At 39.7% G+C, this 25,133-nt stretch carries 23 protein-coding genes and 1 pseudogene; 9 read left to right on the plus strand and 15 right to left on the minus strand.

The features are described from left to right. The coding region (locus FTU36_RS02210) for an IS5 family transposase (protein WP_180054335.1) at positions 1-357 on the plus strand (357 nt) is incomplete at its 5' end. Positions 358-430: 73 nt separating this feature from the next. Here the strand turns inward: FTU36_RS02210 and FTU36_RS02215 are convergent. The 3 genes from FTU36_RS02215 to FTU36_RS02225 form a co-directional block, all read right to left on the minus strand. Then, complete coding sequence (locus tag FTU36_RS02215; RefSeq protein ID WP_180116722.1) at positions 431-952, minus strand: hypothetical protein; 522 nt, start codon at positions 950-952, stop codon at positions 431-433. 65 nt (positions 953-1,017) lie between these two features. Beyond that, the gene (locus FTU36_RS02220) at positions 1,018-1,797 is read right to left on the minus strand and encodes a TIGR03915 family putative DNA repair protein (protein ID WP_180116723.1); all 780 of its coding nucleotides are present in this window, start codon (positions 1,795-1,797) and stop codon (positions 1,018-1,020) included. A gap of 9 nt (positions 1,798-1,806) precedes the next feature. Further along, positions 1,807-3,066, minus strand: coding sequence for a putative DNA modification/repair radical SAM protein (locus tag FTU36_RS02225; protein WP_180027047.1), 1,260 nt, complete (start codon positions 3,064-3,066; stop codon positions 1,807-1,809). A 214-nt stretch (positions 3,067-3,280) separates the two neighbouring features. Here FTU36_RS02225 and FTU36_RS02230 point away from each other — a divergent pair, with 214 nt between their 5' ends. Beyond that, entirely contained in the window at positions 3,281-4,324 is a 1,044-nt protein-coding gene (locus FTU36_RS02230) for a nitronate monooxygenase family protein (RefSeq protein WP_180106202.1), read from the plus strand. A 220-nt stretch (positions 4,325-4,544) separates the two neighbouring features. On the opposite strand, the gene dusB is transcribed toward FTU36_RS02230, so the two are convergent. Next, on the minus strand, positions 4,545-5,549 hold the full coding sequence (dusB, locus tag FTU36_RS02235) for a tRNA dihydrouridine synthase DusB (protein ID WP_313042773.1): 1,005 nt from the start codon (positions 5,547-5,549) through the stop codon (positions 4,545-4,547). A 475-nt stretch (positions 5,550-6,024) separates the two neighbouring features. Between dusB and FTU36_RS02240 the strand changes: the two genes are divergently transcribed. Both FTU36_RS02240 and FTU36_RS02245 read left to right on the plus strand, forming a co-directional pair. Then, a complete protein-coding gene (locus FTU36_RS02240) occupies positions 6,025-6,399 on the plus strand; it encodes a hypothetical protein (RefSeq protein ID WP_233944257.1) in 375 nt (124 codons plus the stop codon). 317 nt (positions 6,400-6,716) lie between these two features. Beyond that, entirely contained in the window at positions 6,717-6,887 is a 171-nt protein-coding gene (locus FTU36_RS02245) for a hypothetical protein (protein WP_171262568.1), read from the plus strand. Between the two features lie 91 nt (positions 6,888-6,978). Here the strand turns inward: FTU36_RS02245 and FTU36_RS02250 are convergent, their stop codons facing one another. Next, positions 6,979-7,146 (minus strand): acyl-CoA thioesterase, encoded by a 168-nt coding sequence (locus FTU36_RS02250; protein WP_373686343.1) that lies wholly within the window; start codon positions 7,144-7,146, stop codon positions 6,979-6,981. A 161-nt stretch (positions 7,147-7,307) separates the two neighbouring features. Further along, on the minus strand, positions 7,308-7,490 hold the full coding sequence (locus FTU36_RS02255) for a hypothetical protein (RefSeq protein ID WP_078193584.1): 183 nt from the start codon (positions 7,488-7,490) through the stop codon (positions 7,308-7,310). Between the two features lie 275 nt (positions 7,491-7,765). On the opposite strand from FTU36_RS02255, the gene FTU36_RS02260 reads away from it, so the two are divergent. The 3 genes from FTU36_RS02260 (at position 7,766) to FTU36_RS02270 (ending at position 9,947) form a co-directional block, all read left to right on the plus strand. After that, on the plus strand, positions 7,766-8,971 hold the full coding sequence (locus tag FTU36_RS02260) for a DUF1615 domain-containing protein (protein WP_180003816.1): 1,206 nt from the start codon (positions 7,766-7,768) through the stop codon (positions 8,969-8,971). Next, positions 8,938-9,567 carry an HAD-IB family hydrolase gene (locus FTU36_RS02265; RefSeq protein WP_180116724.1) on the plus strand — a complete coding sequence of 210 codons (630 nt, stop codon included), beginning with the start codon at positions 8,938-8,940 and terminating at the stop codon, positions 9,565-9,567. The genes FTU36_RS02260 and FTU36_RS02265 overlap by 34 nt, the downstream gene beginning before the upstream one ends. A gap of 176 nt (positions 9,568-9,743) precedes the next feature. Further along, the gene (locus FTU36_RS02270) at positions 9,744-9,947 is read left to right on the plus strand and encodes a hypothetical protein (protein WP_078188800.1); all 204 of its coding nucleotides are present in this window, start codon (positions 9,744-9,746) and stop codon (positions 9,945-9,947) included. Positions 9,948-10,028: 81 nt separating this feature from the next. Here the strand turns inward: FTU36_RS02270 and FTU36_RS02275 are convergent, their stop codons facing one another. Together FTU36_RS02275 and FTU36_RS02280 are read right to left on the minus strand one after the other, a co-directional pair. Next, complete coding sequence (locus FTU36_RS02275) at positions 10,029-11,123, minus strand: acyl-CoA desaturase (RefSeq protein WP_168377711.1); 1,095 nt, start codon at positions 11,121-11,123, stop codon at positions 10,029-10,031. A gap of 12 nt (positions 11,124-11,135) precedes the next feature. Then, the gene (locus FTU36_RS02280) at positions 11,136-12,203 is read right to left on the minus strand and encodes a ferredoxin reductase (protein ID WP_180116725.1); all 1,068 of its coding nucleotides are present in this window, start codon (positions 12,201-12,203) and stop codon (positions 11,136-11,138) included. 168 nt (positions 12,204-12,371) lie between these two features. On the opposite strand from FTU36_RS02280, the gene fabR reads away from it, so the two are divergent. Continuing rightward, positions 12,372-13,046, plus strand: coding sequence for an HTH-type transcriptional repressor FabR (fabR, locus tag FTU36_RS02285; protein ID WP_372491111.1), 675 nt, complete (start codon positions 12,372-12,374; stop codon positions 13,044-13,046). 64 nt (positions 13,047-13,110) lie between these two features. Here fabR and FTU36_RS02290 read toward each other — a convergent pair whose 3' ends face one another. Both FTU36_RS02290 and FTU36_RS02295 read right to left on the minus strand, forming a co-directional pair. After that, entirely contained in the window at positions 13,111-13,908 is a 798-nt protein-coding gene (locus FTU36_RS02290; RefSeq protein ID WP_180116726.1) for an alpha/beta fold hydrolase, read from the minus strand. Positions 13,909-14,014: 106 nt separating this feature from the next. After that, the gene (locus FTU36_RS02295; protein ID WP_078193592.1) at positions 14,015-14,278 is read right to left on the minus strand and encodes a PAAR domain-containing protein; all 264 of its coding nucleotides are present in this window, start codon (positions 14,276-14,278) and stop codon (positions 14,015-14,017) included. 512 nt (positions 14,279-14,790) lie between these two features. Here FTU36_RS02295 and FTU36_RS02300 point away from each other — a divergent pair. Next, positions 14,791-15,228 (plus strand): hypothetical protein, encoded by a 438-nt coding sequence (locus FTU36_RS02300; RefSeq protein WP_180054494.1) that lies wholly within the window; start codon positions 14,791-14,793, stop codon positions 15,226-15,228. A 112-nt stretch (positions 15,229-15,340) separates the two neighbouring features. Here the strand turns inward: FTU36_RS02300 and rapA are convergent, their stop codons facing one another. The 5 genes and pseudogenes from rapA to FTU36_RS02320 form a co-directional block, all read right to left on the minus strand. Next, the gene (gene rapA / locus FTU36_RS02305; protein ID WP_180023849.1) at positions 15,341-18,178 is read right to left on the minus strand and encodes an RNA polymerase-associated protein RapA; all 2,838 of its coding nucleotides are present in this window, start codon (positions 18,176-18,178) and stop codon (positions 15,341-15,343) included. A gap of 141 nt (positions 18,179-18,319) precedes the next feature. Continuing rightward, positions 18,320-18,964, minus strand: coding sequence for an RluA family pseudouridine synthase (locus tag FTU36_RS02310; protein WP_180007926.1), 645 nt, complete (start codon positions 18,962-18,964; stop codon positions 18,320-18,322). 133 nt (positions 18,965-19,097) lie between these two features. Further along, entirely contained in the window at positions 19,098-19,802 is a 705-nt protein-coding gene (locus FTU36_RS02315; protein WP_180007925.1) for a phosphopantetheine-binding protein, read from the minus strand. A gap of 120 nt (positions 19,803-19,922) precedes the next feature. Beyond that, positions 19,923-20,253: pseudogene (locus FTU36_RS16675) on the minus strand (IS3 family transposase); the annotation flags it as partial. A gap of 338 nt (positions 20,254-20,591) precedes the next feature. Continuing rightward, positions 20,592-25,112, minus strand: a complete 4,521-nt coding sequence (locus FTU36_RS02320; protein ID WP_180116727.1) for a translocation/assembly module TamB domain-containing protein — start codon at positions 25,110-25,112, stop codon at positions 20,592-20,594. Positions 25,113-25,133 lie beyond the last annotated feature (21 nt).

Raw genomic sequence — 25,133 nt, forward strand, 5'->3', positions numbered from 1 at the left:
ATTGAATTTATTATTTCAGATGGAACTTCACATGATATTAAGGTTGCACCTGATCTTGTATCAAAATTAGATTTAACAGAGTCAGAAATGCTATGTGCAGATAAAGGCTATGATTCAGAAAGTTTCAGAAAGAAAATTAGAGAAAGTAATACGAAAGCAAACATTCCTCGAAGATCAAATGCCAAATCTAGCAATGATGATATGGACTGGTATATGTATAAAATCAGACATTTAGTTGAAAATGCATTTTGTAGATTAAAACAATTTAGAGGAATTGCCACAAGATACGATAAGCTAAAACGTAACTATCAAAGCGCTGTTGCTTTAGCTTGTATATTTATATGGTTGCCTCTTTAGCTCAATTTATCGGCTGTAAATGTCAACACACCCTAATTTAAGTAAATAAAAGCCCCTCATTGAGGGGCTTTTTTTAATCTGTCAGAGCTGCTTTTAGATTACAACCATATTGCATGGTTTCTTGTGCATGCTTGTATGTGGTATAGCGGTTGATAATAAAATCATAAAATTGGTCTGCATTTGCAAACACCTGACTCAAATCTTCATTTGCAGCACTCGGTAGTTTAACGTCTTTCACCAAGGCTAAGTTCACATGTCCGAGATGATACATTTCAGCAAAATAATGATTCATTACTTCGCAATAGGCAATTTTGGAGCTTTTTAAAGCGGTATTGGCAACAAAATGCTGATTTAAAGTTTTTAAGTTCTGAACATCTAAAGCGGATTGATCTGAAAAAGCCATACTTTCTACTTTTTTTAGTTGGCTAAAATCTGTTGCTAGAGTTTGGTTTAATTGTTCAAAGCGTAGTTGTAATCCAGCAGTATCGGCAACTTGATAACTTTGCGGATTGAATGTTTTCTTTTCTTGTTCATTTGCAGAACACGCCGTGAGCGTCATTGCCGTCAGAACGGTCGTAACAAGAAATAATTTCATCAAGGTCTCACTTAAACAATCAAAAGCGCAATCATTATGCCCGAAAATTGCCAGATGATTCGCACCTAAATCGCTTTTTCATTCATATAACGCCAATAACGACGTGGCACATACTGCACATGTAATTTCATATTACGTCGGGCTTCAATATTGACACTTCTAAAATAATCTTTCCAAAGCTGATCATATAAAACTTCATCATCATCCAGTTCGATATTAAAGGATTGACTATGGCCGGACTGTATTTGCCCATCTATAGTTGAGGCATCCATATCCACTTGATGCACCTGTTTTAAGTCATAGTAAATGCCATAGTTGCGTATTTCATCGTAAATCAACCAACGCTGATCTTGATAGCGTGCCTTAAAATGCCGCTCGATCAAAGGCAATACATTAAAATCAGGTGAGACTAAACTGATAAACAAGCCATCCTGACATTTTTTAAAACGCACAAAAGCTTCCATTCGGTGCTTTTCACGCCCCACTTGCTTCGCCCACTGACTCATCCCTAATACATCAGCATGACCATAGTTTTTAGACACATCACGCTGTTGCTGGAACACATAAATCGCAAAATTAAAACAATGTTGAAAAGCCTGCTGCTGCTCGGATAAAAATGCATAATAAAACTGCTTCAACGCACGATCAGATGCTTTGAGTTTTAAACCTTGCCATACTCGCTGTGCTTGTTCATCGTGACTAGCCACATCAATGACATCGGCGAAAAGACCCGCCTGTACTTGCCCATCCGTACAAATCTGTACATCAAATTGCTTAAATTGAAAGGCCCGAAAAATACAGCTTAGCAATCCTGTCATCGTGCCATCAAAGACATAAATACTCACGACTGTATCCTAAAATCCTAAGTTCAATTGAGGTGAAATCTGCTGAGTATATTTCGACTGACCACTTTGCAAGATCTGCTGACGTATTTGATGTGGCTGTTGATCTCGAATAAATTTGGGAGAATCTTCACAGCGTATAAAATGTTGTGCTCTGTTGTAGGAAATACCCATACGTTTTAATTGGTCGATATGGATTTTCCCAAAACGTCGTGCTTGAACAATTTTTTTAGCAGAACGTACACCAATACCCGGCACTCGCAAGATCATCTGATATTCTGCACGGCTGATATCCACGGGAAATTGCTCTGGATGACGCAGTGCCCACGCTAATTTTGGATCAATATCCAATTCTAAATTTGGATGCTCTTCATCGACCAACTCTGTCGCTTCAAACCCATAAAAACGCATCAACCAATCACTTTGATACAGCCGATTTTCTCGTAATAAAGGTGGCGCAGACCCCACAGCTGGCAGCGCACGCTCCTCTTCATTAATTGGAATATAACCCGAGTAATACACACGCTTGAGCTTAAACTCTTTGTAATGACGGTCTGCCATCAGTATGACATCACGGTCAGACTCTTGATGTGCGCCCACCACCATTTGCGTCGTTTGTCCTGCGGGTACAAATTTAGGAACTGTGCGTATTATTTTTCGTTCATCTTTGAATTGAATCAAACGATCTCGCACGATACCTAAGTCTTTTTGGACTTCAACATGACTTTTTTCAGGTGCAAATTTTTTTAAACCATCTTCTGTCGGCATTTCCAAATTAATGCTCATACGGTCGACATATAAACCTGCTTCGGTAATGATTTCCTGAGATGCCCCAGGAATGGTCTTCAGATGAATATAACCATTAAAATTTTCTTCTAAACGCAGCTTTTTTACCACCTGCAACATACGTTCCATGGTGTAATCCGCCGATTTAAAAATCCCCGAACTTAAAAATAGCCCCTCAATATAGTTCCGACGATAAAAATTCATAGTCAAATCGACCACTTCCTGTACCGTAAATGCTGCGCGCTTTACGTCGTTACTTCGACGGGACACACAATATGCGCAGTCAAAAATACAGACATTGGAAAATAGAATTTTTAATAACGAAACGCAGCGACCATCTTCAGTATAGCTATGGCAAATGCCATTTCCAGTATTACCCAGACCTTTGTCTTTATTTTGGCGCTTACTACCACTCGAAGAACATGAGACATCATATTTGGCAGCATCGGCTAAAATTTGCAGTTTTTCACGGATACGTTCAGACATGGGAGAATTATAAAATTTAAAGTGAACACAGCATTATTTTAAAAGGATCCACCTCAAAAGTCGGGTCATACATCATTACTACGACACGAGGTGTCGCTTAATTTCAAGTACAACTTTCGTTTAAGAATAAGACCATTTTGATAAGAAATAACGAATATTATTTGCTTAATTTCACTCGCTTGGGCAAAGTATTTAGAGTGATTGGAGTATGCACATGACTTTATTAGAAAACCTTGGCATCAAACACCCTATATTTCTTGCCCCAATGGCAGGTGTTTCTACACCTGAACTTGCTGCAGAAGTGTCAAATCAAGGTGGACTTGGTTCACTGGGTTTAGGTGCAAGCAGTGTTGAGAATGCACGTCAACAAATATTACAAACTCAAGAACTCACTGAACAACCTTTTCAGGTCAATTTTTTTTGTCATGACACAGTAGAACTCGATGAACAAGTTGCTGCCAAATGGATCATGCAATTTAAATCACGCTTTGCTCAATATAATGCAGAAGCTCCAGAAGCACTGAACTGTATTTATCCAAGCTTTAAAGATAATGACCATTTTCTAAACCTCTTACTGGAAACGCGCCCCAAAGCGGTGAGTTTTCATTTTGGCATTCCGCACCCACATCAAATTCAGGCCTTAAAACAAGCGGGTATTTTGACTCTAGTTTCTGCAACCAATTTAGCAGAAGCTAAACTGATTGAAGCTGCGGGTATTGATATCGTGATTGCTCAAGGTATTGAAGCTGGTGGTCACCGTGGCATTTTCAATGAAAACTTCGATAGCAGCGTTAAGACACGTGACTTAGTTCAGCTCTTGAAACGCCATATTCAATGCCCCGTTGTTGCAGCTGGTGGCATTATGAATGGACATCAGGCCTATCAAATTATGGAGTTGGGTGCAGATGCTGTTCAACTGGGCACTGCTTTTGTGCAATGCAAAACATCAAATGCAAATGAGGCTTATCGCAAAGCACTATTTGATGCGCCCATCACGCAGATTACATCAAGTATTTCAGGCCGGCCTGCACGTGGCATTATCAATAACTGGCACACAGATATTGATACGCCGACTCGCCCAACCGTTCCGGCTTACCCATATAGCTATGATTTAGGCAAACAATTACATGCAGCAGCCAGCAAGCATGGCGTACATGAATATGGTGCATTTTGGGCGGGAACCAATGTCTCTCAAATACGTGAATTGGAAGCACCCGACTTGATCAATCAATTGGTTTTAGAAATGCGCTTTAACTAAGACCTCGCTCAACGGGTCATTCAAACATGAATGCCTAATAAAAAGCCCTCAACATTGAGGGCTTTTTATGTGCAATTTAGGCTGTCATCGATGCACAATTTAAATATTTGTTTTAGATCATTTGAATAAAGTTAGTTAAATCTATTTCAAATAAATCTAACTAGCTTAAATCGACTTACTTTGTATCACATTGCACAGATCTATTTCGTTTGACTTTAAGTTACTTGGTTTCAAGCAAATTGACCTGATCAACTTGAACATCACTCATGATCTGACCATGATCGAGTAAGTGATTAAAATAGTTCTCGACGACTTTATATTGATCTGCTGTAGATTCAACTTTATACATATTTTGGCGGAACTCATTACTAGAGCGTAAACCTTTGGTATACCAAGCAATATGTTTACGTGAAATTCGACAACCTGAATATTCACCATAAAAACCATATAACTCAGATAAATGTCCAAGCAATACGTCACGAACTTCCATAATACTTGGCGCAGCCATATGTTCACCTGTCGTCAGGTAATGTCCAATTTCACGGAATATCCATGGGCGACCTTGAGCTGCGCGACCAATCATGACTGCATCGGCACCAGTATAATCCAATACATATTTAGCTTTTTCAGGTGTATCAATATCACCATTGGCAATCACAGGAATATTGATCAACGATTTCACATCTTTAATTAAGCTATAACGCGCCGTATTCAGATACATATCTTCACGTGTACGACCATGAAGTGCCAATGCAGCAATGCCAGCTTCTTCGGCACGTTTCGCAACGCGCATAATGTTTTCATGACCATTTAGATAGCCCAAGCGGGTTTTTAAAGTCACGGGTACATCAACTGCATCAACCACAGCATCTAAAATGCGAGCCACTAAGTCTTCATCTTTAAGTAGTGCAGAACCTGCCAACTTATTACAGACTTTCTTCGCCGGACATCCCATATTAATGTCGACAATTTGCGCACCATTTGCCACTTGATAGCGAGCGGCTTCAGCCAGTTCAGCTGGATCTGACCCTGCAATTTGGGCAGAAATAGGCGCTATTTCACCATCAAAATTGGCACGATAAAGACTCTTTTTACTCATGCGTAGTGTCTTATCTGCCGTCATCATTTCACTGACAGCATGACCTGCGCCAAAATATTTGCAAAGTGTACGAAATGGGCGATCTGTAACCCCTGCCATAGGTGCCACCCACAGTTTTCTCTCGATGGGACGATCGAATAATTCTTGAATGACAGGATGTTGACTCAATGTTTTAACCTCTAGCTATATTTAGCAAATGATGCCTGAACCAGATTCGAAATCTTCGAAGCCACATTCAACAATGCTAAATTCAAATCTATGTTCGCAAAATCAGTTGAGCGTAAAAACGTTTCATGGCAATGATTATGCAATTGAATGATGACAATGAATATCAACATCGTTCAACGATTGAATTGAGGAATTTGAAGCTTCGGAATTGGACGGAAAATTTGCAATGCGATAGTTTAGTAATTCCAAACAAAAATTTCTACGCTTTTACTTAAGAGTCGTTGAAACTTATGCATCAGCCATGTAGTTAACACACTATCGATTCAACATCAGACTTTCAGCAGATATGCCTGTACAGGTGTTACTATAGAGGGATACTGCTAAAATCATTGAAAACTTAAATCTATAAATTCACATCAGTGAGTTAAACTTTATGAAAAAATTGAAAATTCTCTCTTTTATATTTTTCGCTACTTTTCTGACTGCCTGCCAACAACCGAATGACGAGGTGGCTGCAGCTGAAAGCCAAAACGCTGATTTAACAACGGAACAAGCGACTCAACAATTTGAGCAGTCAGATGCGCAAATCAGTCAATACCTTGATGTTTTAGATGCTCCAAGCACATCAATCAAGGAAAAAACCCAAGTCTTATGTCATGACTACCCTCATGAATATAAAACTAACTACATGCCTGCCATGCTCAAACTCGCAGCCAAAGACTATACTCAAGATAAAATGTTAAATGATTTGAAGATCGCACAGGACTATTACAAAGAAAAACTCAAAATTGCATGCCCTGCTGAATAACCTCCGTTTCATCATGGCGTCATAATTGTGCGATAAATTGTTATTAAGCGAAAAGTGTGTAAGTTTCGCTGTAATAACAACGTAAAATACACTTCCCGATTTATTCGGGTTTTTCTTTTTTTAAAGTCTTTAAAATATTAAACGATATTTGAATGACACATATTATTTTGTAATGGATTTCAAACTATTGATTTATTTTGATAAGTTTTTCGCAAATGTTCACAATCTAGACACATAACAACTCATTTTAATTACACTTTTATCATGATTAATACATTAAGTTGTTTTTTTCAAAAAAATAGACTGAAGATTGAATCATGAAAACTTTAAACAAAGTACTTTTCGCTACACTTATCTCTGCTGCTGCTGCAACTACATTTGCTGCTGAAGAACAAAAAGTTGAAGCTGCTGCATCTGAAGCTCAAACAACTGAAGTTGCTCAAGATGCAACTGAAGCGGCTCCTGCTTCTGAAGCTGTTGCAAAATAATTGAGCAAAAATTTAAAAGCCCACAGATTGTGGGTTTTTAAATTCACAGACATTTTAGATCTGTCGCAGCTTTCAATGAATTTGATTTCAATTATTTAAAATATAAACGTTGAATTTGACGTGCCCGCCGGTTTAAACCCAATACTTTTTTTCTTTGTAAAATGTCTTCTTCACTAAATCCCAAGTGCTGGATTAATTCAGACATAGCTAAATCTGCATGTTCGATCAACATGGCATCTTGTTCAGTTGACCAAATCACGTTTGATACCTTTAATTTGTGCTGGCGTTTTAAATTTCTCATTTGCACAGTATAAAATACTTTAGACACATCAACAAAAAGCCCACCCGATGTGAGCTTTTTGCACAGACTGAGTATTCATCATCTATTGGATTGAAATATAGATTTACTGAACGATGATGTTAAAGATTTTCATCCTTCGTGATCATCACTGAGGTTAAAATTGGAACGGCAAAACAAGGTAGTAAGAGTAAGATCCAATATTCCACCATCGGTTTAGCCACAACAAAGTTTATAACGATTGCCCCCAATACCATAACTAACGCGATCAAACCCAAGAAACGACTGAAAAATTTAGCTGGCATAATAATTCCCTTAAAAAATTATGGATTTCAGCTAGTATATACCTTCATTTTTATAATCTGTTGAAAATGATATTGGAATATTCATCTATTTAGCTCAAAAAACATTCTTTTTCCAATCATCCTGACAGAACTGCTTGTTTTTACACGCGTAGATCTCCATAAATAGATTGACAGTCCCCTATGAGGCATATACATATTTATTCATTACTTATGTATTTTGCATAGTATACTGCTCCTGCTTTGTCGCCCCCATATGGCTGAGTTTATTGGAAAATATGAACAAAACTTTTTCGACCACATTATGCTTTAAATCCCTTTCTGTACTGGCTTTATCCATTGGCTTGGCTGCCTGTGGTAATGGTTCATGGTGGAGCAAAGATGAACCCACTATGGAAGCAGAACAGATTAAAAAAGCCATTCCACCTCGCGTGAATGAACGTCTTTCATGGGCCAATGATATCTATGACATTAGTGATCAGCTCGGTATTCCGACCACGAAAGAAAATGTCTGTACGATTGTTGCTGTGGTCGATCAAGAGTCCAATTTTGTTGCTGACCCACATGTGCCGGGACTCGGTGAAAAAGCCGTTAAAGAAGTTCAAGATCGTCTTGAAGAAAAGTTTAAAGATAAATTGGGTGATGGCATCGGTGGTACAGTCGCTGGCTATTTCCAAGATGTGTTAAAAAATCAGCCAAGTCCAGAAGATAACTATCTGAGCCAAATGCGCCGTGTTCAAACTGAACGTGAACTAGACGAGTTATATCGTGAAATTTTTGACTATATGTCTAAACATTATCACGTGAGTGCTTTGACGGGCGCAGCGAAACTGGTTGGACAAGATATTGGTGAAAAGCTCAACCCCATTACCACTTTGGGTTCCATGCAAGTTCATATAGGCTATGCCAAAGACCACAAACGCCAAGGTGGAAATATTGCTGCTCTACGTACTGACATGTATAGCCAATATGGCGGTTTGTATTACGGCATCCACCGTTTAATGATGTATCCAGCTGAATATGACAAACCGATTTATCGTTTTGCAGATTATAACTCGGGTCGTTATTCGAGTCGTAATGCGGCATTCCAAAGCATGTTGAATGACTTAACCCCTGCTGAGCTCGGCTTAGATGGTGACCTCTTACTTTATAATAAAGATGGTTCTCCACGTTCAGCAAAAAGCCAGTCTGAAACTGCGCTGATTGCCGTTTTTGCAGAAAACAATGTAATTGCAACTCCACGTCAAATTCGTTCAGATCTTAAAAAAGAAAAAGATCAGGACTTCGAAGATACTTTGACGTATAAAGCGGTCAAAAAGTTGTACCAAGAAAAGACTGGTAAAGAACCGTTTTATGCCATGATGCCTGAAGTCGTAATTTCTGGGCCGAAATTAAGCCGTGATTACAATACCAATTGGTTTGCCACACGAGTCGATGGACGTTATCAAACATGCATGCGCCGCATCAAAAACCTAAAACTTTAGCCTTATTTGATTTTGACGGAACCCTGTGTAACAAAGACAGTTTTACAGGGTTCATCTTCTATTCCCTGCCTAAAAGGCATATCGTGCGCCAAGGGATTAAAATTCTCCCTTGGATTCAAGGCTATTATCTCAAGCTATATCCTGCACATGCAATGCGTCCTCGCCTGTATGCCGCAATGTTTAGCCAAGCCAACCATGAGCAGGTTTTAAATCAAGCAGCGCAATATGCTGAACATTTGATGGCAGAACTCAATCCTTCACTGTATGAACAATTACAGCAACACCAAAAACGCGGTCATGAAGTCGTATTGGTTTCTGCCTCAGTCGATTTATATCTTAAACCTGTGGCCGAAAAGCTCGGGGTCAAACTGATTTGTACCGAAACAGCAGCCAATGACCAAATACTGACTGGTTTGTATGAAACCTTAGACTGTAGTGGTGAGCAAAAGAAAATTCGAGTTTTGGAGCAATTTAACCTTCAAGACTATGAGCAGGTATATGCCTATGGAAATAGCGATGAAGACCTCGCTATGTTTGAATTGGCCACCCACCATTTCATGAATGGACAGGATAAGTGCCTACCTGAACTCGACTAAAGTCGAGTGATTTAGTTTGGTTTATTAATCAAAGTTAACAATCACAAACTTAAATTTAAGTCGCTCTAATATATGATTAAATTTTGAAAATTCTGCTTTTATTTTGACTTTATAGTGTGCTATTTTTCTCATTAATTAGAAATAATGCGGTCAAATATTAAAAGCGGGAAAAGAATATGAATCAATTCAATCCACCGAAATATGTCAAAGGCCTCCATATTAAATTTGGCGAAAATCCATTTGTACTCCTTGCTCAATTTGCCTTCTCAGCCACTCGCCAGATGTGGACGAAAGAAGAAATTGAATTGGTCATTCGTATGGCTAAAAAAGGAAATTATATGAATTTGATTAAGATCCTCAAATTACATATCAAAAAGTAAAATAGATATTTCCCCAAAGTTAATATAAAAAAGCCATGCAATTGCATGGCTTTTTTTCCCGTAAATTTAGTGTAGCGTTTATTACTTTTTAAATGGAAATGCATATTTCACAATACGTTTTAGTACACTGCCGTACTGTTTCACTAAGCTTGCGTTGTTATAGTTCAAACCATATTTTTCACATACGGCCTGTACTTTTGGCGCCATTTTACGATAACGACGCGCAGGAACATCAGGGTATAAATGGTGTTCGATCTGATGGCTTAAATGCCCTGTCAAAATGTGAAATGCTTCTGAACCAGTAAGGTTTGAAGAACCACGGATTTGACGCATGTACCAATGTCCACGGCTTTCATTTTCAAGTACTTTTTTCGGGAAAACTTCAACATCTTTGGTGAAGTGACCACAGAAAATAATACTAAACGTCCAAATATTACGAAGACCATTCGCAACGAGGTTCCCTGTGAGCACAGGTAATGCTGCAGGCCCTGCAATAAGCGGGAAGAACACATAGTCTTTAAATAATTGCTTGCCGATTTTGGCTTGCATTGGTTTCCATTCTTCTTTGGTTTGCTGTTTTGTTTTACGACCTTTGAAGTATTTACCCAATTCAAGGTTTTGAATGGCAACACCCCATTGGAACAATAAGCAAAATGGAATACTATAAATCGGTTGTAATAAATAGCCCGGCTTCCAACGCTGTTCTGGGAACAAACGAACGAGACCATAACCAATGTCATCATCCATGCCTTTAATATTGGTATAGGTATGATGTTTAAAATTATGTGTTTGGCGCCAGTTATCTGCTGTCCCCACGATATCCCATTCATAGGTCTGACCATTGAATTTAGGGTCATTCATCCAGTCATATTGACCGTGCATGACATTATGACCCAATTCCATGTTTTCCATGATTTTGGCAAAACCTAAAAGACCTGTACCCAAAATCCACGCTGGCGGAAACCAGCCTGCAAACAATAAAGCACGACCCGCCATAGATGAATAACGAACTGTCGAATACACTCGGCGAATGTATTTCGCGTCTTTTTCACCTAAGTCATCTAAAACTTCTTGCTTAATGGCATCAAGCTCACGCGCAAGTTCGTCTAATTGCGATTGGGTTAACTCACGGTTTTTTGGATTTTTAAAATATTCAATTTTTACAGGCATGTTCATATTTTTTCTACCTTATAAATCAATAACAAGATCTGACTGTGCTGAGTTCACACAAATTTTGAGTAAATTACCCGGCTCTGTATTTTGGCTACCATTGACCATATTTTTAGTCGAACCTTCAACTTTGTTGCAGGCACATTTATTACAAATGCCCATACGGCAACCGTAATTTGGTTTGATATTTTGCTGTTCAAGACTGGCTAGAATTGATTGGCCTTTTGGAATACTGACGGTTTTATTGGATTGTGTAAGCGTGACATTCACAAAGCCAATGTCATCCGTTGCAACTGGACTCATGCTAAATGCTTCACTCATAAAGCACTGTGCATGATCAAATAACGCTTCGGCCTGAGTGACGAAACCCGATGGACCACATGCAAACACAGTACTGTGCTCAATGTTGTCAAATTGAGCAGCGTGAGAGGCATTTAATCGTGGATCGGGAACATCTTCTTGGGTAAAGAAAATTTGAAATTTAAAGTTTGGATATTGATTTACCAAAGCTTCGAAGCGTAATTTGAATGCAGCATCATCGTGATACTTAACCCAATACATTAACTGAATTGGTTGCTCCGCAATTTGCTTGGTTTTGCTCATCGCTTTCAACAAACTCAACATTGGCGTAATACCACTACCCGCAGCCAATAGTAGCAAGGGTGTAGAATTTGACACCAAAGTCATATCACCAAAAGGCTGACCAAATTCTAAGATATCGCCCACTTGCGCTTGTTCTACCAGCCAAGTACTCACAATACCCGTATTCACTTTTTTTACGCTAAGCAATACGTGTTGATCATCTAACTGAGTCAAACTATAAGTACGTTCGTAACGGATCCCATTTACACGAGCAAAAACAGGATGATGCTGACCAGCTTCACCCATTTTAAACAAACGGTTCACCTGTATAGTTAGGCTGACCATCTCATTTGCTGCATTTTCTTTTTGTACAATTTTGCCGAGAGCCTGATTACCAGACCATAACGGATTAAATTTCTGCAACCAGAAATTTACCGCATTGACGTCTACAACACTGTCTTTGAGTGCGTTTAAAGGCTTTTTCGCTTTTTCGAGTACATGCATAATCAAATACAACTCATGGGAGGTTTTTAATTATTATACACATGTATATATATTTGTATATACGCTTGTACATTTAATCAACATTTCCACAAAAGCTATTAGCAGACGCTATAATATGTTAATGTTTTTAATCTATTAAAAAATATGACTCAGTCTGCACAGACGAATATGGTTAACATGTACCAGGAAGAATTACATTCTGAAGCTGAAACTCCACTTGCAGTTCGCACTGTAGGCCGTAAAGCAACGATTACCAAGGAAGAACTGTTTCAGGCAGCGCTTAATTTAATTGGTCCACAAAAAAGTATTTCATCACTGAGTTTGCGTGAAGTTGCACGTGAAGCTGGCATTGCTCCAAATAGTTTTTATCGTCACTTCAAAGATATTGATGAATTAGCCATTGAGTTGATTGATCGAGCTGGCGGTGTGTTACGTCAAATTTTGCATGAAGCACGCCTTCAGGCATCACGCCAAAGCAGTATTATTCGTAGTTCAGTTGAAGTATTTATTCAGCAGCTAGATGCCGATGAAGGCAACTTAAGCCTTTTACTTCGTGAAGGCTATACTGGTTCGCATTCCTATAAAAATGCAGTTGAGCGTCAACTTAACTATTTCCAACAAGAATTAAGAGAAGATTTAATCGTCCTAGAACGTTTAAATCAAAGCAAGTTGGCTCATCCTGACATCGTGGCACGTGGTATTACCCAATTGGTGTTTAACATGGGTGCGAAAGTCATTGATCTACCGACAGAACAACGCAAAGAAGTTGCCGAACAAACCATGATTATGATTCGTATGATATTGGAAGGTGCTCGCCATCTAGACGAAGCCCAAATTCGCTAAAAATTAACGGTGAGAAAAAAAGAAGACGTTCAGGTCTCCTTTTTTATGAGCAAAATATATTTTTCTAATGCTGTAAGTACTGCATGACGTGTAGCGCTGTCTGTTTCGGCTGCTCAAGTGGAAACATGTGCCCACCATCAACCACACTATAATCTATACCATAGGTTTTCTTCATTCCGTCAGGCAAACCTTGTTTATAAAAATGGCTGTCATTTGCGGTGATAAGGTGTACAGGCATTTGAGGGGCTTTCCGTGGGGTACGCCACCACCATGCAGGCACTGTACGGAAAATTTGTGCTTCGACGGCTTTTGGAATGCTGAGGGTCACGCCACCGCGTTTTTCATCAGCTTGAATGCCTTGTGCAAAGTAATCTTCAAAACACTGCGAATCAAAACTTTTAAATAAACGATTATTCCGCAGAGCCGTATAGGCTTCATCCAAATTTGACCAATGATCATTGCGCTTCAGTGTAATTGCTGCAGGCGTGATTTTATCGACAGTTTTGAGCTTTAATTTTTGCATGCCTTCAAAAATGGCGGACTTAGGACCGATTACAAAAGGTGGATCCATAATAATCAGTTGTGAAAACAAATCTGGACGTTTATAAGCCGCCATCAGGGTGACTAAAGAGCCAAAAGAATGCCCAAGCCCAATCACTTTTTGTTTTGGAAATTGGTGCTCGATATCTGCTATGACTTGATCGACCAAATATCGCCAATCTTTGGTGATCGGATAGCGCTCATCCATACCAATAAGCGGAATCACCTTCACATCAAATTGCGGTGCAAAGTAGGATAAAAACTTTCGATAACTTGCAGCAGGAATACCATTGGCATGGGTAAAATGGATCGCGCTTTTCATCTAAAACTCATCCAATCAACTGATGATGACCCATCATAAAGAGATCAATACGATTTAAACAGGACTCAATGAGTTTATCTAGATGACCTCAAAGTCAGTTTGCAGATTATTTTTGTGAACCGACCATTGATTGATTCGGTAAAAATGTTGCGCCACAAGTTGTTTTATCTCCAGCAACCACAACACCTCGCCCCTTTACCGTTGTACTTTGATCTGCCGCGATCGCAGCCACAGTCGAATTACATTTCGGGCAATAATGTTTCATGCCGTTTAAATGCACCGCAATACCATTAATCACAAATGAAGGTTCACATTCTGAAACCACACCACCGTGTGACGTTTTACTACCTAAAGTAATTAAGGATTTCATATTTTTATTTTCTTCTAACGAACTGCTGAAATTTGAAGCATTTTAACGGAACTGCCCTCAACTCGCCAGCATCGACGTATAAATTTAACCAAGCCAAAACTTTACTTAACTAAATCATCAAAACACGACATTAAGACAGTTCGTGATCAATCATTTAAGTATGATGCTATCGCTATATGTCCGAATACATTTAATAATTTCACTTTCATAATTCAATCGACACCAACAACGACAGTTTATGTCGCGATGCCGATTCTTTTACTAATCAAAGCATGTATATTGGGTCTAGCAATGAGCATGAAGCATAGCGCCCTATTTTACAATTTCAGTATTTAACTGAGCTTCGAATCAGAACAAGGTGTGTTTCTACACCATGATTAATTTTAGATCGTTCATAGATTGAACACATTATTCAAAACCATTTTTAGAAAATTTTAGATTCGATAAATAGCACCATTTCATTTTATAGCGCCGATAAATAAAGCATAACCATTCTATTTTCAGGAGGTTTTATGATTTTAATAAATGACTTTGATTTAACTCAACCGCAAAAAGTCATCGTGTTAGACCATACACTGGATGAAACAACCCTATTAACAGAAATACTGGCCTTGTGTAAGACCGCAGACCCAGAGCTGATCGTGGCGGCAAGCAAAGAAGCTGATTTAGTCTTACGTTTATTACCTGAAATACATGATTATTGCGGTGCCATTGCCTTAAAACAGCCGCTATGTAATGACATCAATTTTGATTTACTTACTGCTCATTATGCAACACGCAGCCAAGCAGAACGAAGTACGATCCAAATTCAGTTAGCAAAAAATCATCCGGACTATACAAAGCTCGATGGCATATTTTATATGTTGGATGAACATGAAGATTTTGATCAAGCTGTAGAATTGCTGAAGAATAGTTACTTTTTTTATGCCGATGTCGACAATTTAGATTAAAAATAAACAATACAAAACCTAGACTTAGCTTAAATCTGTCGTGATTAATTTTACAGTTATAATTTTAGCCATAAAAAAAAGCACCCTAAGGTGCTTTTTTAAGATTCTTAACTTATGGCTTAACCACTACCATAATTTGAATCGCTTCTGGTGTAACCGCTAGACCATCAAGCAGTGTTAAACCTTCTTTTTGCAGTTTTTGTAAACGTGCAATTTCGTCTTCACGAATACTTGGGTTGAACTGCTTCAAATAAGTTAAACGGTCAATTTCATATTGCCATTTGCTACCGTAGATTTCTTTGGCTTGTTGTTTAAAGCCCGGTAATGCACCACGAGCAATTTCAAGCGCTTGCGTATAACGCTGTTCAATGACATCACGACGCGCCTTAACCACTTGGCGGCAACTGTTGCCATCAAGATGATGTAAATAAGGACGTAAAATTTCAGGTGCAATTTTTTGCGATAAATCCTGACCTTTTTCGCTCAGTAATACACGAACCAACTGTTGTGGCAAACTTGACGGCAAATTCAATGCTTTCGGTGCAACGACATCGACTTTAAACCACACTTCCATTAACACAGAACCTTGCGGTAAAGCGGCCGATTTCAATACAGCAACGTTGGTACTACCAAAGCCTTGCGTATTAATCATTTCCATCACACTTTCAGTGAATGGATGCTCAAGTGTTAAATATTGAGCATCTTCACGGATCTGTGCTTGGTCACGATAGAACGTCGCCGTCATACCTTCTTCGTCCAAAGTCAGACCTTGAACTTGCATTTGATCCGTTGGCTTGATGATCACAGTACCGTTACTTTGCTCATCAAAATCAATGTTTGTAGACGCCATGAAGCGCTTCATAAACATTGGCAACGTAGTATTGTCGTCGTAGTCTTCAAGTGCAGTCACAATTTCTTGTGCCACGATTGGACGGCAAGAGTTGTACTCAAGTAAACGGTCACGACCTTCTTGAAGTTCAGCTTCAAGTGCTTCACGTTGTACACTCACCGCTTCGAGCAAATCTTCAAACTCTTGGCCTTTATCAGCCAACAAACAATCTTTCAGATTGACGATAAAGTTTTCTTGTAAGGTTTGCGCAGTCGGCGAGATATTACAGAAAATATTTAATGCTTCGTTATACCAACGGAACATACGCTCTTGAGCAGTACCAACCAGATAAGGCACATGAATTTGAATACGATTTTCTTGACCAATACGGTCTAAACGACCAATACGTTGTTCAAGTACATCTGGGTTTGCAGGCAAGTCAAATAAAACTAAGTCCGATGCAAACTGGAAGTTACGACCTTCAGAACCAATCTCTGAACATAGTAAAATTTGCGCACCGTATGACTCTTCAGCAAAGTAAGCTGCTGCTTGGTCACGCTCCAATAAGCTCATGCCTTCATGGAACATCGCTGTGCGAATACCCGCATGCAAACGAAGTACATTTTCTAAAGACTCAACCACTGGACCACTACGTGCAATCAATAACACTTTTTTGTGTTTCAGGTCTGTACGCAGACGTTCCATCAACCACATCACACGTGGGTCTGTTTCCATCCACGAGCCATCAAGCTGCGCTTCTTCAGGCCACATTTGTTCACGTAGCTTGCCATCTTTAGACCAGTTTTCTGGTGCAGGTAATGGCGCAGGCTGACAGTCACGCCCCGGGAAGCCTTGAATCGCTTCACGAGTATTACGGAATAAAATACGACCAGTACCATGACGGTCTAATAATTCGTGAATGGCACGGAAGCGTTGTTCTGGCTCGTCAGTAATTCGATGACCTAATAGACTTTCAATCGCTGCCAAATGCCCTTCTTCGAGCGGCAAATCAGACATCAGCACTTCAGCAATTTTAGCTGTTTGGTGATACTGCTCTTCTTCATCTAAGAAACGATCAAGCGAACTAAAACGTTGTGGATCAAGTAAACGTAAACGTGCAAAGTGACTTTCCACACCTAATTGTTCAGGCGTTGCGGTTAGTAACAAGACACCCGGCGTTTTTTCAGCAAGTTCTTCAACAAGGTCATAACGGTCATTGCCGCCTTCTTCTTCTGACCACATTAAATGATGGGCTTCATCGACCACGAGCAAATCAAAACCAGCTTCAAGCGCTTGTTCACGCAAGTCATCATGGTCGATCATCAAATCAACACTAGCAATAATGCATTGTTCAGTTAAGAATGGGTTGAGGTCTGGATCGTGTTCTTTAATCGAAGCTGTACGCGTCAAGTCAAATAATGAGAACTCAAGATTGAAACGACGACGCATTTCAATCATCCATTGATATTGCAATGAATCAGGTACTAAGACCAAGATACGTTCTGAACGACCCGTTTTGAGTTGCTGATGAATAATCAGACCAGCTTCAATCGTTTTACCCAAACCCACTTCGTCAGCAAGTAATACACGTGGAGCAAAACGTTTACCCACTTCATGCGCAATATACAGTTGGTGTGGAATGAGACCCACACGTGAACCCACTAAGCCACGTAAAGGGCTAGACTTCATATTGGCTTGAAGAAGCAGTGCTTCGATACGCAGGTCATACCATTCTTTATAGTCCACTTGGCTTGCAAGTAAACGATCTAGTGGTTTTGCTAACTGAATACTTGCACCAATACGTGTTTCATTCAGTGCTTTACGCTCTTCAGTACCATCGGCAAGTTTACGTACCGCGTTATAACGAACCACACCACCACGGTCTTCAAGCGATTCGACAATCCAAATTTGACCTTCTTGGTCTTGGACTTCGTCATTTACATTGAAAACAATACGAGATAAAGGCGCATTGTGACGGGCATAGACACGAGTTTCATCACTTTTTGGGAATAAAATGCTGACCGATCGCTCATCAACATCAATAAGAACACCTAAACCCAGTTCCGTTTCTGTATCTGATAACCAACGTTGACCAATAGCAAACTGCTGCAATTTTTCCACCTTTTTCTCAAGTTCGGTCTGAAAATATTATGCTCAAACTGTGAACGTTATTTGAGCAAAAATCTAGACCATAAAGCAATATATTTTGACATAAAGCCCACTAAATAGTGAGCAGAATTCTTAGGGATTTAAATGATTTTCCTAAAATGGTACAGGACAGTGAAATTCCACTGTTTGCTCTGTTTCAGGATGGTTAAAACTTAAACGCTCAGCATGTAAACATAAACGCGGCATCAGCTTCTGTTGCTCAGGTGTTGCATACAAAGTATCACCAACAATAGGATGACCTAAATATTGCATATGAACGCGAAGCTGATGTGATCGACCGGTAATAGGAGTTAAAACTACACGTGTTACGGCTTGCCCCTGAATCTCAAAATGTTCAGTGGCTTTCCAATGCGTAAGCGCAGGCTTATTGTGTGCAGGATCGGCAATATGCAGTGGCGGATGTTCTGGGTCATATATGACCGGTACATCGACAGTACCTTCACCTTCGAGCGTACCCGCAACCAATGCCTGATATGTTTTTGAAGTTTGACGTTCTTGGAACTGGCGTGAAATTCGATTTTGCCCTTGACGGGTTAATGCAAAAACCAAAATACCTGAGGTATCACGATCCAAACGATGGATGAGCAAGGTATTCGGTTCAATTTTTAATAATCGATTGATAACACAGTCTTGTAAATCTGCTGTTTTTCCCGGAACTGTGAGTAAACCTGCTGGTTTATGGATCACCATAAAGTCAGTATCACGATGTATCAGGTGTTCGGTTAGAAAATTACTCAAAGTTCAATCCAGTTCTGATCTCGAAAAACAAGGCGGCAATAATAAAAAGCTTAGCCAACAATTACAATGCACAAAGCTATATTTCCCGACGTATTTTCCGATTTAGAACAAAAATAATTCCAATTGGCTTTGTTTAATCTGTATTGAGCAATTTTTCTAGCAATGCTTTTAAACTTGCACCATCTAAAAAGTCTTCATAACGGATGTTTGCACCATTGGCACGCCACAACCCAATTAAGCTGACCATGGCAATGGAATCGAGCCCATAACTGCGTAAATCGATTAAGGGATCTATTTCCAATGCGTCCATATCTAACTGTTCTGCGATAGCCAATAATATGCCTTTGGCCGACAAGACGAATTCCGTTGGCGCTGACAGATTCCAAAGCCGCATCAAATTATAACTACTCATATGATGGATACCTTGGCCTGATATGGAGTCCACCCACAGAATATGCTGTTCCTGATTATTCAGCACAATTGCGTCATCAACAATACAGATTTGCTCTGTCACGCTGTATAGATGCGGCAAGATCTGTTTCAGCATAGGCGTGATTTGCCCTGCAAAGATGAGCTGCGGGTGTGTTGTTGCATATTCACCGAGCTGCTGCATGCCTTGAAGTAAATCATCACCATATAAATCGACAATTGGAATCTCTAAGGCTTTGGCTTTATTGGTCAGTTGGATCAAATTTTCCATCAGCTGCGTATCTTGTATGCCCTGCTGCATGCGTAAATTTTGTAAACCAACCAGCACCAATACCGACTGTGTTGATGACAGCTGCCATTTCGCTTGAGAAGGTGCAAATTGGATTTTTTTAGGCATTGGGTAAAGCATACGGGCTCGGTACAAAACTTATGTTAGAACAACTGTTATGTTACCGCAGAACCGAGTCTCAAAGTGGCTTTCATCTTATGATGATGTACTTGGAGGTGATTTCACTTGTTGGACAACTAAAACTGAAATTTGAAGTGAGCTGCAAATTAACTTTTGTGGTTGAAGCGCCCCATTTTCTTCAACACACCTTCTGAAAAATCACTTTTTCATGCCTGCTCGCCGATTTTTGCATGTAGTTTTTTTTAGATCAATTTGCAGTTCTATAAGAGCTTTTAATTGATCGAAAGCTTGCAATGAAGCTGCGATCAATTGATTTTCCCAGTCGATAATTTGGTTTTGATAAAATCAAATTCAGCACTTAATTCAACAAGTGTTTTTCCGCTTTAATCGCAGCAAATGCTCACTTAGCTTTAAAATCATTTGAATGATTTCTTCTTGGTCCATGTGCCATAAAATACTGATATATTGATGTTTACAACATCATTTAGGGAGACAAATATACTTATGTCAATTGTCCAAATTTCCTGATCCTTCTCTCAACAAATTTAATACTTTTTTGAGGCCAATTGTTTGAGCTACTGTTTGTGGAAACACACCTCTTTTATTTTTTAATAGCTCTACACCCGCTTTAAGCACTTCAAATATGTATGATTGTAGGATCTTTCTTAAAGGGTTGTGTTACACAAAACCGCTTTATAGACCTATTTTTGTCTAGTCTAAAAATTATTAGATCAGCCATAAACAAGAATTTTTATTAAAACCTTAGATTATCACTTATAATTCAACACCTTAGAAACGCCAATTATAGAACAAGTCGATTGCTCGTTCTAAAGACTGACTCGCTTCCAAGTACAAACGTTGATTCATTTGATAACGTAAGGTCAGTTTATTCACTGGTGTAAATACTCCGACGCCATAACGAATGAATAAGTCAGGTGTGATATAACCCGTCACAGAAACCTGAGTATCATCCCCTGTTCCTTGAGCATCCAATGCCAAACCACTCAAACCAAATGTACGACCAATTTGATTGGTCAATGCACGTGTACCACCCAAGCCCATACTAATACCGGCTGCAGCAATCGTATTGTTCACATCAGAACGGAAACCTTCCGCCTGACTTAAACCTGAACTTCCTTCATTGATACGACCTGTAATTAAGGCATTTAAGGCTTCTTGTTCAGACAGACCTGCATCGTTATACACCTGAATTGCAGGACTTGATGCTGTACCCGTCACACGAACACCAACGGTACTGCCTTGTACGGCTTTATTGGCATCAATATCTAAAGTAGGGTTCGCCAATGGCCCATTAAAACGGGCAATCGCACGGTTCAAGTCAAGACTTTGACCATAAGCTTCGATTTTCACACGCTGAGAAACACCGATTGCACCATTGGCACGCATTGCTGTTTCTAAACCACGTTGTGTCAAATTCAAACGACCAATCAACGGAATTCGGCTATCAAAACCTTGGAAAATCACTTGATTACCAATATTTACCTGTACGTCAGCGCGAATATCCCAAGGACGTGCCGATTTTAAGATCTCAAGTTGGTTATCACCTTCATGTACCACACGTACATCTGAAGATACCCCAACCACTGTTGCAGAAGATTCCGGCATCGAAATCAATGCACGCGGCACATCAATTTTACCTTTTAAGGTTAATTTCTTACTGAAAGGCAGCACATCTAATGATAAATCAGGCGTTACAACAGCGGTGATCAATGGCGCTTGACGGACCAACATTTCATTACCCGTTAAATTCAACTGGATACGTGGATCATTTTTCCAGTCAATATTTCCGGTTAATTTGCCCACACCACGACCACTGTTAAATGCACCATCAATCGTCGCGTAGTTTTGACGCACAGCAGAATACAACTGAATATTGGTCAAGTTCACAGGCAATGAAATCATGCTAATCGAGCCATTTTTCACTCGAATCTCACCATCCATTAAAGGCTGAGACAATGTTCCGCTAATTTTTGCCGCATAAGACAACGTACCGCCAATTGAACGGACATCTTGTATAAATGGTTTTAAGATTTTCAATTGAACTTGGTTAAAGGCCACTTCACCACGGATCGGTTTATTGGCTTTATACGGATCAATAATAATATTGGCATAACCTGTACCAATATCTGGGGCTTTGGTATCGAGTCGAATTTGTAGCCCTTCAGCGACACTTTTCGCCATCAAGCCAACTTCATCATATTTTAAAGTGGATGCTAAATACTGTGGATCTTCAGCTGCTAAACCAAGTAAACCGTCACGAGTCACTAAACGTGCATCAATTTTAGGTTTTGCACCTTTCGCCCAAGACGCTTTTGCATAACCATTCACTTTACCCGTAATCGCCAGGCCTTCAGGCATAAATGCTGCAAAATCATTTAAGTCTAGGTTCTTTGTCACAAAGGATACATTGCCGCGGTTTTTATTCACACGAATCGGCTGATCAAAACATAATTCGCTTTGCTGACTCATCCAACAATGTGCACCGACAAATAAGTCAGACTGTGCAGTGTTGTAAATAATCGATGCATTTTGACGCTGCACAAGACGTGTACGCAAGGAGTCAAAATCGCCTTTTTGAATCTGACCAAGCCAATTATTTTGTGCGTTAAAACCACCAGCTAACTGCACATAAAATTTTGATAATTTATTTTCAGCACTGACTTTTAATAAATGCGCATTACGTGTTCCTGCTAGTGAAATTTGACCTTTCACAATCTCACGGTTGTTACTGCGTAAATTATCCATCGTTGCCGTTAATAAACTTGGTGAAGTCGCAGAAGTTGGCAACTCGCCTTGCACCCGTATTTTTTTTACACTGAATAAATTATTAAAAGCGAAGTCATCTATTGCGATATTGGCAGACGCTTGCAGTCTTGGCTGTGCTTGAACATTTAAGTAGCCATAAGCACGTCCACGTAGGCCTGCATAAATTTCATATAACGCTGGTGCATTAATTTTCAATTGTAAATTTTGTGCATTACCAGTGGCTTGAATTTGGTTATTGGCATAAGCCAACAGTAAATTATTTGCTTCAAACTGTTTTGGCATAAAGCCAGATTGATTTGAATTAATCACCATCGCCAAGTTACCTTGACCACGGACAGGTTTGTTATTGATCATACCTGCCAAATTCAGACGTTCAATTTGAATACGTTTTAGCGCATCTGACCACACACCACTGGTTTTTAAATTTCCAGATAATTCACCCCGTACATTTGAGGCAAAATAATGCGGCTTAAAATGCACCAGTGATGCATTAATATCCCAACCAATGGCTTTTTGTAGTAAAACTTGTCCATTGGCAGAAATTTTACCTGCCACGCCATCATGACGCAGCTCGGCTATTTTAATTAATTCAGGTGTACCCGATACTTTGAAAATCAAACTGCCTTTACTTGCGGCAACTTGGCTTGCATTGAGGCCACCATCATAATTCACAGCAAAAGCTTTAAAGCCTCCACCTTGTTTCTCATCATGGAAAGTCAGCGCAGCAGTAGATTGACCTGTTAAATGAACTGTTTCATTTTGCTGTGCAAGTCGGCCTAACAAATCAATATTATTCAGCTGAATAATCTGTTGATTTGGTTTTGCATAACCATTGGCTTTTAATGACCCTGTAATTTGGTCGACAGGCGCAGCAGCCACGATGGTTTGCGGATTGAACTGCTGTGCTTGTACATTGGCTTGCCACTTCAGCATGCGTTTTTCATCAGGCAATTCTACAACTGCGTTACCTTTGAGCTGACCTTTGTCGGCCACATAACTAAAGGCAGGGACATTGAGATTGTTATTTTTCAGATTCAGTTTGGCTTGATATTGTCCAGCAGGCAGAGCACCTTTTTCATGTCGTGACACTGTGGTCGCCACATTAATATTCTGCTGACCTTCTGTAAGCGCCAATTGCACATTGCCCGAATCACTACTCAACCATCCAACATATGGCACTGCACGGTCTATATTTTTCCAAGACACATCCATCAGCATCGGCTGAGCTTTATTATTTTTAGCAGGCGCTTGATCGAGTTTTAAATTCCAAGTTTCATATTGATCAAAATCCACCAACGCCGTCAGGTGCATACCTTTTTCAAGGGTCCCTTTAGAAGCAATCTTACTATTTAAACTCACAGGTAGAAAATCTTGAACCACCTGCGGAATCAACTTATGTTTTGGATTAATTTTATCTAAACGACCGCTTACATCCCAAGTGACCTGATCTTTCCAACTCACCACGCCGCCCAAATTGACAGCGCCGCCCATCACTTGACCATTTAGGTTAGTAATATCAAGTTGATTGACCAAGTCCGTACTCATGAGCGCAGTATATTTACCTTCAGGAATATTGGCCCCGCTCAGGTCCGTGTCTAAATCTAAATTGAGACGCTGAATATCCCCATTGAATTTTGCCAGACCATTTTTAGCAAAGAGCTTTTGCTCAGTCAGTAACGGTAAATGATAGTTTTTAAATTTGAGCGCACCAAACATCGGGACATGTGGACGCATCGGATGGACCACAGCCCAACCAGTTAAAAGATCTGGGGTATGTGTTGCCACACCGGCTTGAATTGTATCCAACGATCCTTTAGCCACCACTTGAATATCATGAATATTCAAACTTTCACGTAGTGAAGGTAAATTGACAATCCCCACAGCATTTAGCGGATACTTGCCTTCAAATTTCATATTCCCAGACGCTTGGCGCACGGATAAATAGCCCATATCCATACGGGTATCTTCAAATTTTAATTCCGTCCCAGACCAAAGCGCTTCATTTAATTCAATATCATAAAAATCCACACCTGAACTATGCGTTTTAATCAGCATATGATCTAGATCTGCATGATCGACACGAAGGACGAAAGGCAAACGGATTTCACTAAATGCAAAAGGTTTATCGCTAGGTGGTGTCTTGGTAATAATTTGCAGATTTTTAACATCTGCCTTATTTAAGTGAATTTCTTTATTAATAATGGCACGCCAACCGAGTGTAATATCGGCACGGTCAATTTTTACATCGACAGGTTTTAGCGTAACGAGGACATTTCGTAAAATAATGCCCCGCCACAGGTTACCACCTTCATATTCATAGTGAATGATTTGCTGACGTTCCAGAACACGGTCAAGTAAAAACTTACTGCCTTTGTCTGTAGAAAACATGACTGCTAATGCAGCCACCAAAAAGATAAGCACGAACACGAAGGTCAAAATGACACTTCGAAGAATACGACGCTTCTTCGGCAGTTGCTCTACCGGCGTTTCGTTTTCTGGTTCTTGCTGTACTTGTTCAGTCATAAAAAACACATCACCTAAAAA

Source organism: Acinetobacter sp. YH12096 (genome assembly GCF_013419215.1).
Lineage (GTDB): Bacteria > Pseudomonadota > Gammaproteobacteria > Pseudomonadales > Moraxellaceae > Acinetobacter > Acinetobacter amyesii.

Excerpts from the sequence above, each read along its gene's own strand:
- FTU36_RS02275 (WP_168377711.1), bottom strand. The coding sequence starts at position 11,123 with ATGAACATGCCTGTAAAAATTGAATATTTTAAAAATCCAAAAAACCGT.
- FTU36_RS02225 (WP_180027047.1), bottom strand. The coding sequence starts at position 3,066 with ATGTCTGAACGTATCCGTGAAAAACTGCAAATTTTAGCCGATGCTGCC.
- FTU36_RS02245 (WP_171262568.1), top strand. The coding sequence starts at position 6,717 with ATGAAAACTTTAAACAAAGTACTTTTCGCTACACTTATCTCTGCTGCT.
- FTU36_RS02315 (WP_180007925.1), bottom strand. The coding sequence starts at position 19,802 with ATGCTTTACCCAATGCCTAAAAAAATCCAATTTGCACCTTCTCAAGCG.
- FTU36_RS02230 (WP_180106202.1), top strand. The coding sequence starts at position 3,281 with ATGACTTTATTAGAAAACCTTGGCATCAAACACCCTATATTTCTTGCC.
- FTU36_RS02260 (WP_180003816.1), top strand. The coding sequence starts at position 7,766 with ATGAACAAAACTTTTTCGACCACATTATGCTTTAAATCCCTTTCTGTA.
- FTU36_RS02290 (WP_180116726.1), bottom strand. The coding sequence starts at position 13,908 with ATGAAAAGCGCGATCCATTTTACCCATGCCAATGGTATTCCTGCTGCA.
- FTU36_RS02295 (WP_078193592.1), bottom strand. The coding sequence starts at position 14,278 with ATGAAATCCTTAATTACTTTAGGTAGTAAAACGTCACACGGTGGTGTG.
- FTU36_RS02240 (WP_233944257.1), top strand. The coding sequence starts at position 6,025 with ATGAAAAAATTGAAAATTCTCTCTTTTATATTTTTCGCTACTTTTCTG.
- FTU36_RS02255 (WP_078193584.1), bottom strand. The coding sequence starts at position 7,490 with ATGCCAGCTAAATTTTTCAGTCGTTTCTTGGGTTTGATCGCGTTAGTT.
- FTU36_RS02215 (WP_180116722.1), bottom strand. The coding sequence starts at position 952 with ATGAAATTATTTCTTGTTACGACCGTTCTGACGGCAATGACGCTCACG.
- FTU36_RS02280 (WP_180116725.1), bottom strand. The coding sequence starts at position 12,203 with ATGCATGTACTCGAAAAAGCGAAAAAGCCTTTAAACGCACTCAAAGAC.
- FTU36_RS02320 (WP_180116727.1), bottom strand. The coding sequence starts at position 25,112 with ATGACTGAACAAGTACAGCAAGAACCAGAAAACGAAACGCCGGTAGAG.
- fabR (WP_372491111.1), top strand. The coding sequence starts at position 12,372 with ATGGTTAACATGTACCAGGAAGAATTACATTCTGAAGCTGAAACTCCA.
- FTU36_RS02270 (WP_078188800.1), top strand. The coding sequence starts at position 9,744 with ATGAATCAATTCAATCCACCGAAATATGTCAAAGGCCTCCATATTAAA.
- FTU36_RS02300 (WP_180054494.1), top strand. The coding sequence starts at position 14,791 with ATGATTTTAATAAATGACTTTGATTTAACTCAACCGCAAAAAGTCATC.
- FTU36_RS02265 (WP_180116724.1), top strand. The coding sequence starts at position 8,938 with ATGCATGCGCCGCATCAAAAACCTAAAACTTTAGCCTTATTTGATTTT.